This window comes from Enterobacter sp. 3U4 (assembly GCF_057224565.1).
This window is the reverse complement of record NZ_CP136665.1, coordinates 3,693,020-3,707,540: the sequence shown is the minus strand read 5'-3', so window position 1 is coordinate 3,707,540 and position 14,521 is coordinate 3,693,020. Positions and strand designations below refer to the sequence as shown.

The 14,521-nt window shown below is 56.6% G+C and carries 14 protein-coding genes; 7 read left to right on the top strand and 7 right to left on the bottom strand.

The window, feature by feature from the left end; all coding sequences use genetic code 11:
* Positions 1–3 precede the first annotated feature (3 nt).
* Positions 4–330: a superoxide response transcriptional regulator SoxS gene (gene soxS / locus RVY89_RS17690; RefSeq protein WP_008503387.1), complete on the bottom strand. Its 327-nt coding sequence runs from the start codon at positions 328–330 to the stop codon at positions 4–6.
* A 98-nt stretch (positions 331–428) separates the two neighbouring features.
* On the opposite strand from soxS, the gene soxR reads away from it, so the two are divergent.
* From soxR to RVY89_RS17670, 4 genes are all read left to right on the top strand, one after another.
* Positions 429–887 carry a redox-sensitive transcriptional activator SoxR gene (soxR, locus tag RVY89_RS17685; protein WP_008503388.1) on the top strand — a complete coding sequence of 153 codons (459 nt, stop codon included), beginning with the start codon at positions 429–431 and terminating at the stop codon, positions 885–887.
* Positions 888–1,253: 366 nt separating this feature from the next.
* Positions 1,254–1,925, top strand: coding sequence for a glutathione S-transferase family protein (locus RVY89_RS17680; protein WP_484826040.1), 672 nt, complete (start codon positions 1,254–1,256; stop codon positions 1,923–1,925).
* Between the two features lie 294 nt (positions 1,926–2,219).
* Positions 2,220–3,569 (top strand): guanine/hypoxanthine transporter GhxP, encoded by a 1,350-nt coding sequence (gene ghxP / locus RVY89_RS17675; RefSeq protein WP_029740208.1) that lies wholly within the window; start codon positions 2,220–2,222, stop codon positions 3,567–3,569.
* A gap of 150 nt (positions 3,570–3,719) precedes the next feature.
* Positions 3,720–5,366: a Na+/H+ antiporter gene (locus tag RVY89_RS17670; protein ID WP_008503391.1), complete on the top strand. Its 1,647-nt coding sequence runs from the start codon at positions 3,720–3,722 to the stop codon at positions 5,364–5,366.
* 81 nt (positions 5,367–5,447) lie between these two features.
* Here the strand turns inward: RVY89_RS17670 and RVY89_RS17665 are convergent, their stop codons facing one another.
* Complete coding sequence (locus RVY89_RS17665; protein ID WP_024906729.1) at positions 5,448–6,335, bottom strand: LysR family transcriptional regulator; 888 nt, start codon at positions 6,333–6,335, stop codon at positions 5,448–5,450.
* A gap of 102 nt (positions 6,336–6,437) precedes the next feature.
* Between RVY89_RS17665 and RVY89_RS17660 the strand changes: the two genes are divergently transcribed.
* Together RVY89_RS17660 and RVY89_RS17655 are read left to right on the top strand one after the other, a co-directional pair.
* The gene (locus RVY89_RS17660; protein ID WP_021242769.1) at positions 6,438–6,848 is read left to right on the top strand and encodes a CidA/LrgA family protein; all 411 of its coding nucleotides are present in this window, start codon (positions 6,438–6,440) and stop codon (positions 6,846–6,848) included.
* The gene (locus RVY89_RS17655; RefSeq protein WP_484826039.1) at positions 6,841–7,530 is read left to right on the top strand and encodes an LrgB family protein; all 690 of its coding nucleotides are present in this window, start codon (positions 6,841–6,843) and stop codon (positions 7,528–7,530) included. The genes RVY89_RS17660 and RVY89_RS17655 overlap by 8 nt, the downstream gene beginning before the upstream one ends.
* A 32-nt stretch (positions 7,531–7,562) precedes the next feature.
* Here the strand turns inward: RVY89_RS17655 and actP are convergent, their stop codons facing one another.
* The 3 genes from actP to acs form a co-directional block, all read right to left on the bottom strand.
* Positions 7,563–9,212 carry a cation/acetate symporter ActP gene (gene actP, locus RVY89_RS17650; RefSeq protein ID WP_032662568.1) on the bottom strand — a complete coding sequence of 550 codons (1,650 nt, stop codon included), beginning with the start codon at positions 9,210–9,212 and terminating at the stop codon, positions 7,563–7,565.
* Positions 9,209–9,523, bottom strand: coding sequence for a DUF485 domain-containing protein (locus RVY89_RS17645; RefSeq protein ID WP_484826038.1), 315 nt, complete (start codon positions 9,521–9,523; stop codon positions 9,209–9,211). The genes actP and RVY89_RS17645 overlap by 4 nt, the downstream gene beginning before the upstream one ends.
* A 135-nt stretch (positions 9,524–9,658) precedes the next feature.
* A complete protein-coding gene (acs, locus tag RVY89_RS17640) occupies positions 9,659–11,617 on the bottom strand; it encodes an acetate--CoA ligase (RefSeq protein ID WP_395305182.1) in 1,959 nt (652 codons plus the stop codon).
* A gap of 423 nt (positions 11,618–12,040) precedes the next feature.
* Between acs and gltP the strand changes: the two genes are divergently transcribed.
* Positions 12,041–13,354, top strand: a complete 1,314-nt coding sequence (gltP, locus tag RVY89_RS17635) for a glutamate/aspartate:proton symporter GltP (protein WP_484826037.1) — start codon at positions 12,041–12,043, stop codon at positions 13,352–13,354.
* A 79-nt stretch (positions 13,355–13,433) separates the two neighbouring features.
* Here the strand turns inward: gltP and RVY89_RS17630 are convergent, their stop codons facing one another.
* Together RVY89_RS17630 and RVY89_RS17625 are read right to left on the bottom strand one after the other, a co-directional pair.
* Positions 13,434–14,108, bottom strand: coding sequence for a tetratricopeptide repeat protein (locus RVY89_RS17630; RefSeq protein ID WP_371899542.1), 675 nt, complete (start codon positions 14,106–14,108; stop codon positions 13,434–13,436).
* Positions 14,109–14,229: 121 nt separating this feature from the next.
* A complete protein-coding gene (locus RVY89_RS17625) occupies positions 14,230–14,382 on the bottom strand; it encodes a Hok/Gef family protein (RefSeq protein ID WP_042719158.1) in 153 nt (50 codons plus the stop codon).
* Between the last annotated feature and the right edge of the window lie 139 nt (positions 14,383–14,521).

Below are 14,521 nucleotides of genomic sequence, written 5' to 3'. Positions count from 1 at the left end.
TCATTAATTCAACTGGTGGCGGTAGTCGCTCGGCGTGCGGTCAAACTCGCGGCGAAACACGCGGGAAAAGGTTTGTTGCGAAACATAGCCAAGATCCATCGCGATATCAAAAATGGGCCGCTGCGTTGAGCGTAGCGCCTGCGCCGCCAGCAGCAGTCTGCGCTGGCGAATGTACTCACCTAAGGTCTGATGCATGACCGTGCGAAACATTCTCTGTAAATACCATTTCGAATAGCCCGACTTTTTAGCGACCACATCAATGTTCAACGGTTGGTCGATATGGTCATCAATCCATTCAATAAGCGTCTGAATAATCTGCTGATGCGACATAAGGTTGCCCCTCTGTAGATACAACTATCTCGGTTAATTCGTCGTTTTCTCTGCGGGGGAGTATAATTCCTCAAGTTAACTTGAGGTAAAGAGGTTTTATGGAAAAGAGATTGCCGCGAATAAAAGCGCTTTTAACCCCCGGCGAAGTGGCAAAGCGAAGCGGCGTTGCGGTATCGGCGCTCCACTTCTATGAAAGCAAAGGGTTAATCAAAAGCATCCGTAACGGGGGCAACCAGCGTCGCTATACCCGCGACGTGCTCCGCTACGTGGCGATTATCAAAATTGCGCAACGAATCGGAATTCCCCTGGCCACCATCGGCGAGGCCTTTGGGGTCCTGCCGGAAGGGCACACGCTGAGTCCGAAAGAGTGGAAAGAGCTGTCGTCCCAGTGGCGTGAAGAGCTGGACAGGCGTATTCATACGCTCGTCGCGCTGCGTGATGAGCTGGATGGTTGTATCGGCTGCGGCTGCCTGTCGCGCAGCGATTGTCCGCTGCGTAACCCCGGGGACAAACTGGGCGAGCAGGGGACGGGGGCGCGGTTGCTGGAAGAGGATTGAGATTGTGCGGCCGGTTTGCCGGGTGGCGGCTGCGCCTTACCCGGCCTACAAAACCAAGAACGTAGGCCGGGTAAGCGAAGCGCCACCCGGCAAAAAGCACATAAAGAACTAAAGCGCCACAAAGGGCGCTTTAGTTTTTCCCGGTCTTTGTCTTTCTCTCTATCCCGCTGGTTCACGGGAGGGTTTCCCCCGACATCAGCACCCCTCGTGTCGAGCTGGTTGGGGAGGTTCCGGATTGTGCTGACACTTTAATTCTATGCAAGGCCCATTTTTTCGCCAGCGTCGCTGACCGGTTTTTAGCCGAATTTTTTTCGCGGTGTTGTTCAATTTTCTATAGTTAAAAAGTATGAATAACAGGAGAAAGCCATGCTCACGGTACACCACCTAAACCAGTCGCGCTCGCACCGCGTAATCTGGGCGCTGGAAGAACTCGGTCTGTCTTATGAGATCGTTCACTATCAGCGTGAAAAGAACATGCTGGCACCTGAGGCTCTCAAAAAGGTGCATCCGTTGGGCAAATCACCGGTCATCGAAGATAACGGACTGATCCTCGCAGAGTCAGGCGCCATTCTGGAGTATCTGCAGGAGACGTACGATCCCGAGTCGCGGCTTAAGCCTTTAGATCCGGCGCATAAGGTGCAGTACCGCTTCTGGCTGCACTACGCGGAAGGGTCGCTGATGCCGCTGCTGTTAATGAAGCTGGTCTTCAACAGCCTCGGCAAGCCGCCCGTGCCGTTTGGTATCAGAACCCTGGGCAAAGCGCTGGGGCAGGGGGTGCAGAAAGCGTACCTCAACCGGCAGCTTGAAACCCATGCGCGCTTTATTGAGTCACATCTTGCCAAAAACAGCTGGTTTGCCGGGAATTCGCTCAGCATGGCCGACATTCAGATGAGCTTCCCGATTTTTGCCCTGCTGGCACGCGGCGGTATCGCTAATCTTCCGCATATTCAGGCATGGAAGACAAAAGTTGAGAACAGCCCTGGCTGGCAAAGAACTCTGGAACAAGGGGGGCCGCTATCTATCCCCGGCGAGGACTGAAATGTAAACAAATTGCGCATAGACGATAACGTTTGCGCATCCTCTGTTTATTTCTTCAGCATCATAAGTGAATTTTAGCGAAAAACGATAAAGTTCAGTTGAAAAGGGCTGGGATTACGCTAGATAATCGTTTGCCTTAATTTGACCACCCGTTTGTAAGCGCGGAGCTAAACGTTTGCTTTTTTTGTGACGCCCTTTCGTCGCAAACGCAACACAAGGATTTGACGTTTAGCTGGCAGCGGCGTCTCCACCTCGCTTACGGACTTCCTAAAAAACTCTCAGGGGATGTTTTCTATGTCTACGCCATCTGCGCGTACCGGCGGTTCACTTGACGCCATGTTTAAAATTTCGGCCCGCGGCAGCACCGTGCGCCAGGAGATCGTTGCCGGTTTGACAACGTTTCTGGCGATGGTTTACTCCGTCATCGTTGTGCCGGGCATGCTGGGCAAAGCGGGCTTCCCGCCAGCGGCTGTCTTTGTGGCAACCTGCCTTGTAGCTGGCGTGGGCTCCATCGTGATGGGCCTGTGGGCGAACCTGCCGCTGGCAATTGGCTGCGCCATCTCCCTGACCGCGTTTACCGCGTTCAGCCTGGTGCTGGGCCAGCACATCAGCGTACCGGTTGCGCTGGGCGCGGTGTTCCTGATGGGCGTGCTGTTTACCGTTATTTCAGCGACTGGCATCCGTAGCTGGATCTTGCGCAACCTGCCGCAGGGCGTGGCGCACGGTACCGGCATCGGCATCGGCCTGTTCCTGCTGCTGATCGCCGCCAACGGCGTCGGTCTGGTCATCAAGAACCCGCTGGACGGCCTGCCGGTGGCGCTAGGCCACTTCGCCAGCTTCCCGGTGATTATGTCGCTGATCGGCCTGGCGGTGATTATCGGTCTGGAAAAACTGAAAGTCCCGGGCGGCATTCTGCTGACTATTATCGGCGTTTCTATTGTCGGCCTGATTTTCGATCCAACCGTTCACTTCTCCGGTATCTTCGCCATGCCGTCGCTGAGCGATGACAAAGGCAACTCCCTGATTGGCAGCCTGGATATTGTCGGCGCGCTGAACCCGGTGATCCTGCCTAGCGTGCTGGCGCTGGTGATGACCGCCGTGTTTGACGCGACCGGGACCATTCGTGCGGTGGCCGGTCAGGCGAACCTGCTGGATAAAGACGGTCAGATTATTGACGGCGGCAAAGCGCTGACCACTGACTCCCTGAGCAGCGTCTTCTCAGGCCTGGTGGGTGCAGCGCCTGCGGCTGTGTACATCGAGTCCGCAGCGGGTACGGCGGCAGGCGGTAAAACCGGCCTGACGGCGATCACCGTGGGCGTGCTGTTCATGCTGATCCTGTTCCTCTCTCCGCTCTCTTACCTGGTTCCGGCGTACGCGACCGCGCCAGCGCTGATGTACGTTGGCCTGCTGATGCTGAGCAACGTGGCGAAAATCGACTTTGCGGATTTCGTGGACGCGATGTCTGGCCTGATTACCGCGGTCTTTATCGTGCTGACCTGTAACATCGTGACCGGCATTATGATCGGCTTCGCGTCGCTGGTGATTGGTCGTCTGGTCTCCGGTGAGTGGCGCAAGCTGAACGTTGGCACCGTTGTGATTGCCGTTGCGCTGGTGGCGTTTTACGCGGGCGGCTGGGCAATCTAAATTGGCCTTTGATGCGAAAACGGGTGGCTCAGGCCGCCCGTTTTTATTTTCAGGACTCATCCTGTTGCCTTTTGCGTTACTCTGGGGAAGATAGAATAAAAGGCACGACGCCTTCCGGAGTACATAAGCAACACAGCAAACAGGGAACGCATGGAAATCTTCTTCACAATACTCATCATGACCCTTGTGGTCTCGCTATCCGGGGTGGTTACACGCGTACTGCCCTTTCAGGTCCCCCTGCCATTAATGCAAATTGCCATCGGCGCGCTGCTGGCGTGGCCGACGTTTGGCCTGCACGTGGAATTTGACCCCGAACTGTTCCTCGTGCTGTTTATCCCGCCGCTGCTGTTTGCCGATGGCTGGAAAACGCCCACGCGCGAATTCCTTGAGCACGGGCGAGAGATCTTCGGCCTGGCGCTGGCGCTGGTGGTGGTCACCGTCGTCGGGATTGGTTTTCTGATCTACTGGACGGTACCGGGCATTCCGTTAATACCGGCTTTTGCGCTGGCCGCCGTGCTGTCGCCAACCGATGCCGTGGCGCTGTCCGGCATTGTGGGTGAAGGCCGAATTCCGAAGAAAATTATGGGGATTTTACAGGGGGAGGCGCTGATGAACGACGCCTCCGGTCTGGTTGCCCTGAAGTTTGCCGTGGCCGTTGCGATGGGCACGATGGTCTTTACCGTCGGTGGCGCGACGCTGGAGTTCTTCAAGGTGGCGATTGGCGGTATTCTCGCGGGCTTCGTGGTGAGCTGGCTGTACGGCCGCTCGCTGCGCTTCCTCAGCCGCTGGGGCGGCGATGAACCCGCTACGCAGATCGTACTGCTGTTCCTGCTGCCGTTCGCCTCTTATCTGATTGCCGAACATATCGGCGTGTCGGGCATTCTGGCGGCAGTGGCGGCAGGGATGACTATCACCCGCTCCGGCGTGATGCGCCGCGCGCCGCTGGCTATGCGTCTGCGTGCAAACAGCACCTGGGCCATGCTGGAGTTCGTCTTTAACGGCATGGTGTTCCTGCTCCTGGGCCTGCAGCTGCCGGGCATTATGGAATCCTCGCTGGTGGCGGCCGAAGCCGACCCGAACGTTGAGGTCTGGATGCTGTTTACCGATATCGTGCTGATCTACCTGGCGCTGATGCTGGTGCGTTTCGGCTGGCTGTGGACGATGAAAAACTTCAGCGTCCGCTTCCTGAAGAAAAAGCCGATGGAGTTTGGCTCGTGGACAACGCGCGAACTGCTGATCGCCTCTTTTGCGGGCGTACGCGGGGCGATTACCCTTGCCGGTGTACTCTCTATTCCGCTGCTGCTGCCCACGGGCGACGTCTTCCCGGCGCGCTACGAGCTGGTGTTCCTGGCGGCTGGCGTGATTCTGTTCTCACTGTTTGTCGGCGTGATTATGCTGCCGATTTTACTCCAGCATATTGATGTCGGTGATTCGACCCAGCAGCACAAGGAAGAGCGCATTGCGCGGGCGGCTACCGCCGAAGTGGCGATTGTCGCCATCCAGAAAATGGAAGAGCGTCTGGCTGCGGATGCGGAAGAGAACATCGATAATCAGCTGCTGACGGAAGTGAGTTCCCGCGTGATTGGTAACCTGCGTCGTCGCGCGGACGGACGTAACGATGTGGAAAGCTCGCTGCAGGAAGAAAACCTGGAGCGCCGGTTCCGTCTGGCGGCGCTGCGTTCAGAGCGTGCCGAGCTGTACCACCTGCGCGCCACGCGCCAGATCAGCAACGAAACGCTGCAAAAGCTGCTGCACGATCTGGACCTGCTGGAAGCGCTGTTGATAGAGAATCAGTAGCGCTATTTTGCCCGGTGGCGCTGCGCTTACCGGGCCTACGTTTGAACCGTAGGCCGGGTAAGGCGAAGCCGCCACCCGGCACTATTCAGACCGCACCCAAAACCCCTCACAACACTGCAGCCACGCCTGCGCGCTCTGCGACAAATAAACCCCTTCACGCCAGATCATCCCTAACTGCCAGTGCAGGTCGCTCTCCAGCGGGATCCAGCGCAGCGTGTTTTTATCCAGACGCTCGCAAATCGGCTGCGGCAGAATGGCAATCCCCACGCCTGCCTGCACCATCGCCGCCAGGAAATCCCACTGTCCGCTGCGCACCGCAATGCGCGGCTTGACGTTATGCTGGTTAAACAGCGTCATTAGCTGGCGGCTGAGGGCGAAATCTTCGTTGTAGATCAGCAGAGGATGCTCGCCGAGCAGTTCAGGCTTCACCGACTCCCTCTTCAGCCAGTCGCCGGAGCGGGGCACCAGCACGCACAGCGGATGGCTAAAGAGCGGAAGCGTCGCCAGGCCGCTCTCTTCCTCAACGGGGAGAGCGGTCATTGCCACGTCGAGCTCGCCGTTGGTGACGGCCTGCTGGACGGTTAACCCACCAAACTCCGAAATCTTCAGCTCAACGCCGGGATAACGCTGGCGAAACAGGCTAATCGGCCCGGCCATCATCATGCCGACCATTGGTGGAATGCCGAGGCGAAGCACCCCTTTGGTCAGATGATTAATATCGTCCAGCTCTGCTTCCAGCTGGCGAAACTCCGCCAGAATCGCCAGCCCGCGTTCGAACACCACGCGTCCGGTGTCGGTCAGCAAAAGCTTGCGCCCGTCGCGGATCAGCAGGGTACAGTTCAGTTCATCTTCGAGGTTTTTCAGCATTTTGCTGATGGTGGGCTGGGTAACAAACAACTTCTCCGCTGCGCGGGTAAAACTTTGCTGACGAACCACTTCGACAAAATAGCGCAGCGTTCTTATGTCCATGATTATTCCTCGAAACTATACCTTTGATGATTTTAATTCATTTCAGTCCACACCGTGCGCTCACTATACTGGCGCCTCGTCTCATTTTTGAGGAAAACCCCCATGGCCGTGGCGTTAAGCCGTGTTACGCCTGCCGTTGTACAACGACTCCAGGTACCGGTTCAGGTACTGCTCTACGCGGGACTGTTTGTTTTCGCGGAATATCTTGTCGGCTGGCTGCATCTGCCGCTGCCTGCCAACCTGGTGGGAATGCTGCTGATGCTGACGCTTATTCTGTGTCGCGTGATCCCCCTCAACTGGGTGCGCGCCGGGGCGCGCTGGCTGCTGGCAGAGATGCTGCTGTTCTTTGTTCCGGCGGTGGTGGCGGTGGTGAACTATGCGCAACTGCTGATGGTGGACGGCTGGCGAATCTTTGCGGTGATCGCGCTAAGTACGCTGATGGTGCTGGGAGCGACCGCCTGGGTGGTGGATAAAGTCTACCGGTTTGAAATCAGCAGGCACAAACATGACTAACTTTCAGATAAGCGTCTTGTGCCTGATTGCGACGCTGGCAATCTATTTTGCCAACAAGCGCCTGTATCGCCGGTTTCATGCGCTACCGCTGATGCCGCTGGTCTTCACGCCGATCCTGCTGGTGCTGATGCTTGTCTTCGGCCACATTTCCTGGCAGAACTACATTGGTGAATCCCACTGGCTGCTGTGGCTGCTCGGCCCGGCGACCATCGCCTTTGCGGTGCCCGTTTACGACAACCTGGCGATTATCAAACGCCACTGGATGTCGCTCAGCGCAGGCGTGATCACCGCCACGGTGGTCGCGGTCTGTAGCTCCGTCTGGCTGGCACGCCTGTTTACGCTGCCCGATGAAATTCAGCGCAGCCTGGCCGTGCGCTCGGTGACCACGCCGTTTGCGCTGGCGGCGGCTAAACTGCTCGGCGGGCAGCCGGATCTGGTGGCGCTATTTGTAGTGGTCACGGGCGTCTTTGGGATGGCGGTGGGTGATATGCTCTTTCTGCGGCTTTCTATCCGGGAAGGGATGGCGAAAGGGGCAGGATTCGGCGCGGCGTCGCACGGGGCGGGAACGGCGCGTTCGTATGAGCTGGGTCAGCAGGAGGGCGTTGTCGCGAGCCTGGTGATGATGCTTTCGGGCGTAGTAATGGTGCTGATTGCCCCGCTGGTGGCGTGGGTGATGTTTTAATCTCCCCGGCCAGAATGACCGGGGAGAAAGGTTTAGTGCGCGCGGCCCTGCTCAACGCCGAGACCGGTTTGTGAGCGGATAAACTGGGCGCGGAATTTCTCCCGCTCCAGGTTACCCTCAGGCGAATTGTCGGTGGCCGAGAAGAACCAGATACCTATAAACGCCACGGCGATCGAGAACAGCGCCGGGTATTCATACGGGAAGATGGCGCTTGCGTGACCGAGGATCTGCACCCAGATGGTTGGGCCCAGAATCATCAGGATCACCGCCGTCAGCAGCCCCAGCCAGCCGCCAATCATTGCGCCACGGGTGGTCAGCTTCGACCAGTACATGGAGAGCAGGATGATCGGGAAGTTACAGCTTGCCGCAATCGAGAAGGCCAGCCCCACCATGAAGGCGATGTTCTGCTTCTCGAACAGAATGCCTAAAAGAATCGCCACGACGCCCAGCACCAGCACGGTGATTTTCGAGACCTTCAGTTCATCGCGCTCGCTTGCGCCTTTGCGGAAGACGTTGGCGTAGAGGTCATGCGACACCGCAGACGCGCCGGCCAGCGTCAGGCCTGCAACTACCGCAAGAATGGTGGCGAAGGCCACGGCGGAAATAAAGCCGAGGAACAGGTTACCGCCCACCGCGTCTGCCAGGTGCACCGCAGCCATGTTGTTACCGCCAATCAGCGCACCCGCAGCGTCTTTAAACGCCGGGTTCGCCCCCACCAGCATGATCGCACCAAAGCCGATGATAAAGGTCAGGATATAGAAGTAACCCATAAAGCCGGTGGCGTAAAAGACGCTCTTGCGCGCTTCACGCGCATCGCTCACGGTGAAGAAGCGCATCAGAATGTGCGGTAAACCTGCGGTACCAAACATCAGGCCGAGACCGAGCGACAGGGCAGAAATCGGGTCTTTCACCAGCCCGCCCGGGCTCATAATGGCTTCCCCTTTCGGGTGGACCGCCATGGCTTCGGTAAACAGGTTATTGAAGCTGAACCCGACGTGCTTCATCACCATAAAGGCCATAAAGCTGGCGCCGAACAGCAGTAATACCGCTTTGATGATCTGCACCCAGGTGGTGGCCAGCATGCCGCCGAACAGGACGTACATCACCATCAGCACGCCCACCAGCACCACCGCGATGTGGTAGTTCAGGCCGAACAGCAGCTCGATCAATTTACCCGCGCCCACCATCTGCGCGATCAGATACAGCGCCACCACCACCAGCGAACCGCAGGCGGAGAGGGTGCGAATTGGCCCCTGCTTCAGGCGATATGAGGCCACGTCGGCGAAGGTATAGCGGCCCAGGTTACGCAGACGCTCGGCAATCAGGAACAGAATGATCGGCCAGCCGACGAGGAAGCCGAGAGAGTAAATCAGGCCGTCATAGCCGGAGGTGTAGACCAGCGCGGAGATCCCGAGGAACGAGGCTGCGGACATAAAGTCACCCGCAATCGCCAGTCCGTTCTGAAAGCCGGTAATGTTGCCGCCAGCGGTGTAGTAATCGTTACGGGAGCGCACGCGTTTCGAGGCCCAGTAAGTGATGTACAACGTCAGCAGGACGAAAATTAAGAACATCACAATGGCCTGCCAGTTGGTTGGTTGGCGCTGGACTTCGCCGGTAATGGCATCCGCCGCGTGGGCGGCAAAGGGAAGCGTGGCGGCGAGCGCCGTCAGAACTCTCTTCATGATGCTTTTACCTCTTGCAGTACCGCTTTATTAAGTCGATCGAATTCACCGTTCGCGCGCCAGACGTATACGCCGGTCAGCAAGAATGAAATCACAATCACGCCAATGCCAATGGGAATACCGCGCGTCACGCTGGTCCCCTCGTGTAACGGGGTGCCCAGCCAGTGCGGCGCAAAGGCGATCAGCAGAATAAAGCCGACATAGATAATCAGCATGATGATGGAAAGAGTGAAGGCAAACCGTTGCCGCTTTTCGACGAGCTCCCTGTAGTGCGCACTATTCTCTATCTGCTGACAAATATCGTTATTCATCACAGAGTCTCCAAAGGTAAGGAAGGTTTGTTTTTAGTCCCCTCTCCCCTTTGGGGAGAGGGTTAGGGTGAGGGGAGGAAGGTGCGGTCTGATGCCCTCACCCCGGCCCTCTCCCACGGGGAGAGGGAGAAAAGATTACGATGGCATTGCGATGGCCTGCTTCTCTTCGAGCAGTTTTTCCACCACGCCAGGATCCGCGAGCGTTGAGGTATCACCGAGGTTGCTGGTGTCCCCTGCCGCGATTTTGCGCAAGATACGACGCATAATTTTGCCGGAACGGGTTTTCGGCAGCGAGTCGGTCCAGTGCAGTACGTCCGGCGTCGCCAGCGGGCCAATCTCTTTACGCACCCAGTTGCGCACTTCGGTATACAGCTCTGGCGACGGCTCTTCACCGTGGTTCAGAGTGACATAGGCGTAAATCGCCTGGCCTTTAATGTTGTGCGGAATGCCGACAACGGCGGCTTCGGCAATCTTCGGATGCGACACCAGCGCTGATTCAATCTCAGCGGTGCCCAGACGGTGGCCGGAGACGTTCAGCACGTCATCCACGCGTCCGGTTATCCAGTAATAGCCGTCTTCGTCACGACGCGCGCCGTCGCCGCTGAAGTACATGTTTTTAAAGGTCGAGAAGTAGGTCTGCTCGAAGCGATCGTGATCGCCGAACAGGGTACGCGCCTGACCCGGCCACGAGTCCGTGATCACCAGGTTGCCTTCGGTGGCCCCTTCCAGCGGGTTGCCTTCGTTATCCACCAGCGCAGGCTGCACGCCGAAGAACGGACGAGTTGCGGAACCGGCCTTCAGCTGCGTGGCGCCAGGCATCGGGGTGATCATGAAGCCGCCGGTTTCGGTCTGCCACCAGGTGTCCATCACCGGGCATTTCTCGTTGCCGATTTTCTTCCAGTACCACTCCCAGGCTTCCGGGTTGATTGGCTCGCCCACGGAACCGAGGATGCGCAGGGAAGAGCGGTCGGTCCCTTCGATGGCTTTATCGCCTTCCGCCATTAATGCGCGGATCGCCGTTGGCGCGGTGTAGAGAATGTTGACCTGGTGCTTGTCGACCACCTGACACATACGCGCTGGGGTCGGCCAGTTTGGAACGCCCTCAAACATCAGCGTTGTTGCGCCACAGGCCAGCGGGCCGTACAGCAGGTAGCTGTGTCCGGTAACCCAGCCGACGTCGGCGGTACACCAGTAGATGTCGCCCGGATGGTAGTCGAAGACGTATTTGAAGGTGGTGGCCGCATAGACCAGATAGCCGCCGGTGGTGTGCAGGACGCCTTTCGGCTTACCGGTGGAGCCGGAGGTATAAAGAATGAACAGCGGATCTTCTGCGTTCATCTCTTCCGGCTGATGCTGGTCGCTCGCTTTTTCAATCAGGTCGCTCCACCACAGGTCGCGCCCCTCGTTCCAGTCGATTTTGCCGCCGGTACGCTTAAGGACGATAACGTTACTGACCGTTTTGACGTTCGGGTTTTTCAGCGCTTCGTCGACGTTTTTCTTCAGTGGGATACCGCGCCCGGCGCGCACGCCTTCATCGGCAGTGATCACCAGTTTTGAACTGGAATCGACAATACGACCCGCAACCGCCTCTGGCGAGAAGCCGCCAAAAATCACCGAGTGAATCGCGCCGATACGCGCGCAGGCCAGCATGGCCACCGCCGCTTCCGGCACCATAGGCATATAGATAGCGACCACATCGCCTTTTTTAATGCCCTTTTCCAGCAGGACGTTGGCGAAGCGGCACACGTCGCGGTGCAGCTCTTTGTACGTAATATGTTTGCTTTGCGAGGCGTCATCGCCTTCCCAGATGATGGCCGTCTCATTCCCGCGCTCGGCAAGGTGGCGATCGAGGCAGTTCGCCGCCAGGTTCAGGGTGCCATCTTCATACCATTTAATGGAGACATTGCCGGGTGCAAAGGAGGTGTTCTTCACCTTCTGATAAGGTTTGATCCAGTCAAGGATATGGCCCTGCTCACCCCAGAAGATGTCCGGGGCGGTGATAGATTGCTGATATTTCTCGTGGTACTGCTCCGGGGTGATCAGGCAACGGTCCGCAATATTTGCGGGAATGTCATGTTTGTGGATTTGGCTCATGGCTTTTTTTCTCCTTGTAAGATGTTAATAATATGTCGCAAAAACGTTAATTGTAGGGGCTTTACAAGCTTTGTTTAGTATTTGGGCTACAGATCACGCATTGTTTGAAGAGTATGAAAAATGAGCGAATGAAACTTTGAAGGAAAATAATTTATGCTGACGATTATTCACATTTATGTTTAAAAAAGCGTTTTTATAACAAAAGGTTATTTATCAGAAACAGGAGAAACTCCCGTCACGAACGCTTTTACGAGTGAAATGCGTCGTTCTTTAAGGCTTGCGCAACAGGCCGCGCAAATGATACTCATACGCCGCGTTAAAAAATCCCATAAATCGACGCAACACAATTCATACCCTATCAGTATGTCCCCATATTCATGCAGTTTGAGTGAATAAGGCGCTTCATTGAGGAAGTCAGTTTCTATGAAAAACGTTAAAGTCAGCCTGGCCTGGCAGATCTTAATTGCCCTTGTGCTGGGCATCTTGCTGGGCAGTTACCTCCACTATCACAGCGACAGCCGCGAATGGCTGATTGCGAACCTGCTTTCACCGGCAGGGGATATCTTTATTCATCTGATCAAGATGATTGTGGTACCGATTGTGATCTCGACGCTGGTGGTCGGTATTGCGGGCGTCGGCGATGCGAAGCAGTTAGGCCGTATTGGTGCGAAAACCATTATCTATTTCGAAGTGATCACTACGGTTGCGATCATTCTCGGTATTACCCTGGCGAACGTGTTCCAGCCGGGTTCCGGGATTGATATGTCTCAGCTGGCCACGGTGGATATTTCGAAATACCAAAGTACGACCGCTGACGTGCAGAGCCACGCGCACGGCCTGATGGGCACTATCCTGTCGCTGGTGCCGACCAACATCGTGGCATCGATGGCGAAGGGCGAGATGCTGCCGATTATCTTCTTCTCGGTACTGTTTGGTCTGGGGCTCTCTTCTCTGCCCGCGACGCACCGCGAACCGCTGGTGACCGTGTTCCGCTCTATCTCCGAGACCATGTTTAAAGTGACCCACATGGTGATGCGTTACGCGCCGGTAGGGGTGTTTGCGCTTATCGCCGTCACCGTGGCGAACTTCGGTTTTGCCTCCCTCTGGCCGCTGGCGAAGCTGGTGATTCTGGTGCACTTCGCGATCCTGTTCTTTGCGCTGGTGGTGCTGGGGATCGTGGCGCGTCTGTGCGGGCTGAGCATCTGGATCCTGATTCGTATCCTGAAAGATGAGCTGATTCTGGCCTACTCCACGGCAAGCTCTGAGAGCGTACTGCCGCGCATCATTGAGAAGATGGAAGCCTACGGCGCGCCAGCGTCGATCACCAGCTTCGTGGTGCCGACCGGTTACTCCTTTAACCTGGATGGTTCGACGCTGTATCAGAGTATCGCCGCTATCTTTATTGCCCAGCTGTACGGCATTGACCTGTCTCTGTGGCAGGAGATCGTCCTGGTACTGACGCTGATGGTGACGTCCAAAGGTATTGCAGGCGTTCCGGGCGTCTCCTTCGTGGTGCTGCTGGCTACGCTCGGTAGCGTCGGTATTCCGCTGGAAGGTCTGGCATTTATCGCCGGTGTAGACCGTATCCTCGACATGGCGCGTACGGCGCTGAACGTGGTGGGGAATGCCCTGGCGGTGCTGGTTATCGCCAAGTGGGAACACAAATTCGATCGTAAAAAAGCGCTGGCGTATGAACGCGAGGTGCTGGGGCGTTTTGATAAGACTGCCGATCGGTAACCTCTAAGCCCGGTGGCGCTGCGCTTACCGGGCCTACGGGTCTTGTAGGCCGGGTAAGGCGAAGCCGCCACCCGGCACTTTACTCCCCGCTCAACGCATCAAACTCTTCGCATCCCGTATCAAACCCTTCCGTACAGCTCAGGTTCAACCAGTACAGTGCTTTCTGCTTATTTGGCGTGATAAAGCCTTTCTCACCCTGCCTGAACAACATCCCTGCCCAGTACTCGGCATAGCCCGTTCGTGAAAGGGCTGAACTGCGCTTGAACCACGAGGCGGCCTGCACGTCATCCTGCGCCACCTCTACACCGTTGGCATAAATGAGTCCCAGCAGCAGCTGCGCATCGACCGCAGAGTCGCTGTCGATATCTTCGGTTGCCGTTTGCAGCAGTCTGATGGCCTGGGGATAGTCAGTTTTCCCTGCCTGAGTATTCACCAGAATGCGCGCCAGCATGATCGCGCCGCGTTTGCTGCCAGCAATGTTTGCCTGTTGGGCCAGGGCTTTGGCCTGCGCGTAATCGCCCTGCGTAAAGAGGATTTGCGAAAGCAACCCCATGGCGTCGACATCGCCGCCTTTCGCAGCTTTCTCGGCCCACAGCGCGGCCTGCTTGCTGTCGCCGGAGCTGAAGTACGTATCGGCAAGATAATACTGGGCACGCGCATCACCGGCTTCCGCCTGTTTCCGATACTGGCTGCCTATCTCTTCCGCGCGGGCGAAGGACGTTAAAAACACTAACAACAGAAAAATGGCTTTCATGGATTCTTATCATCTGGATACACGCCGCGCAGTATAATCGCGGGCGCAAAAGAAAAAAATGGGTGCATTAAGACCTCAGCATCCTACAAGCCGGGCGGAACCGTTGTTCCGCCCGTAGAGGTTAGCCTGCGTTGCAGGCTAATTTAGCCGCCACCTCCTGATGTTCACTCTTTATTGAAAACTCGCAGAGCCTGCCGCGAGTAATAAAGGTAAAGATCACTATCGTCAGGCAAATAATAAAGACGATGCCTAACGCAGTTTTTAATGGCGTCATGCCTTTTACTCCTTGTCAAAAAAAGAATAAGAGGCTACTCTCAACTTGTAGGAGTTGAGGGAGTAGCCTCGGGTAAATGAAAATTTCCCGGGGCTTTCTACTTTCTGTCCCTCAACAATGCTCAAGACAAAAAGTCTTA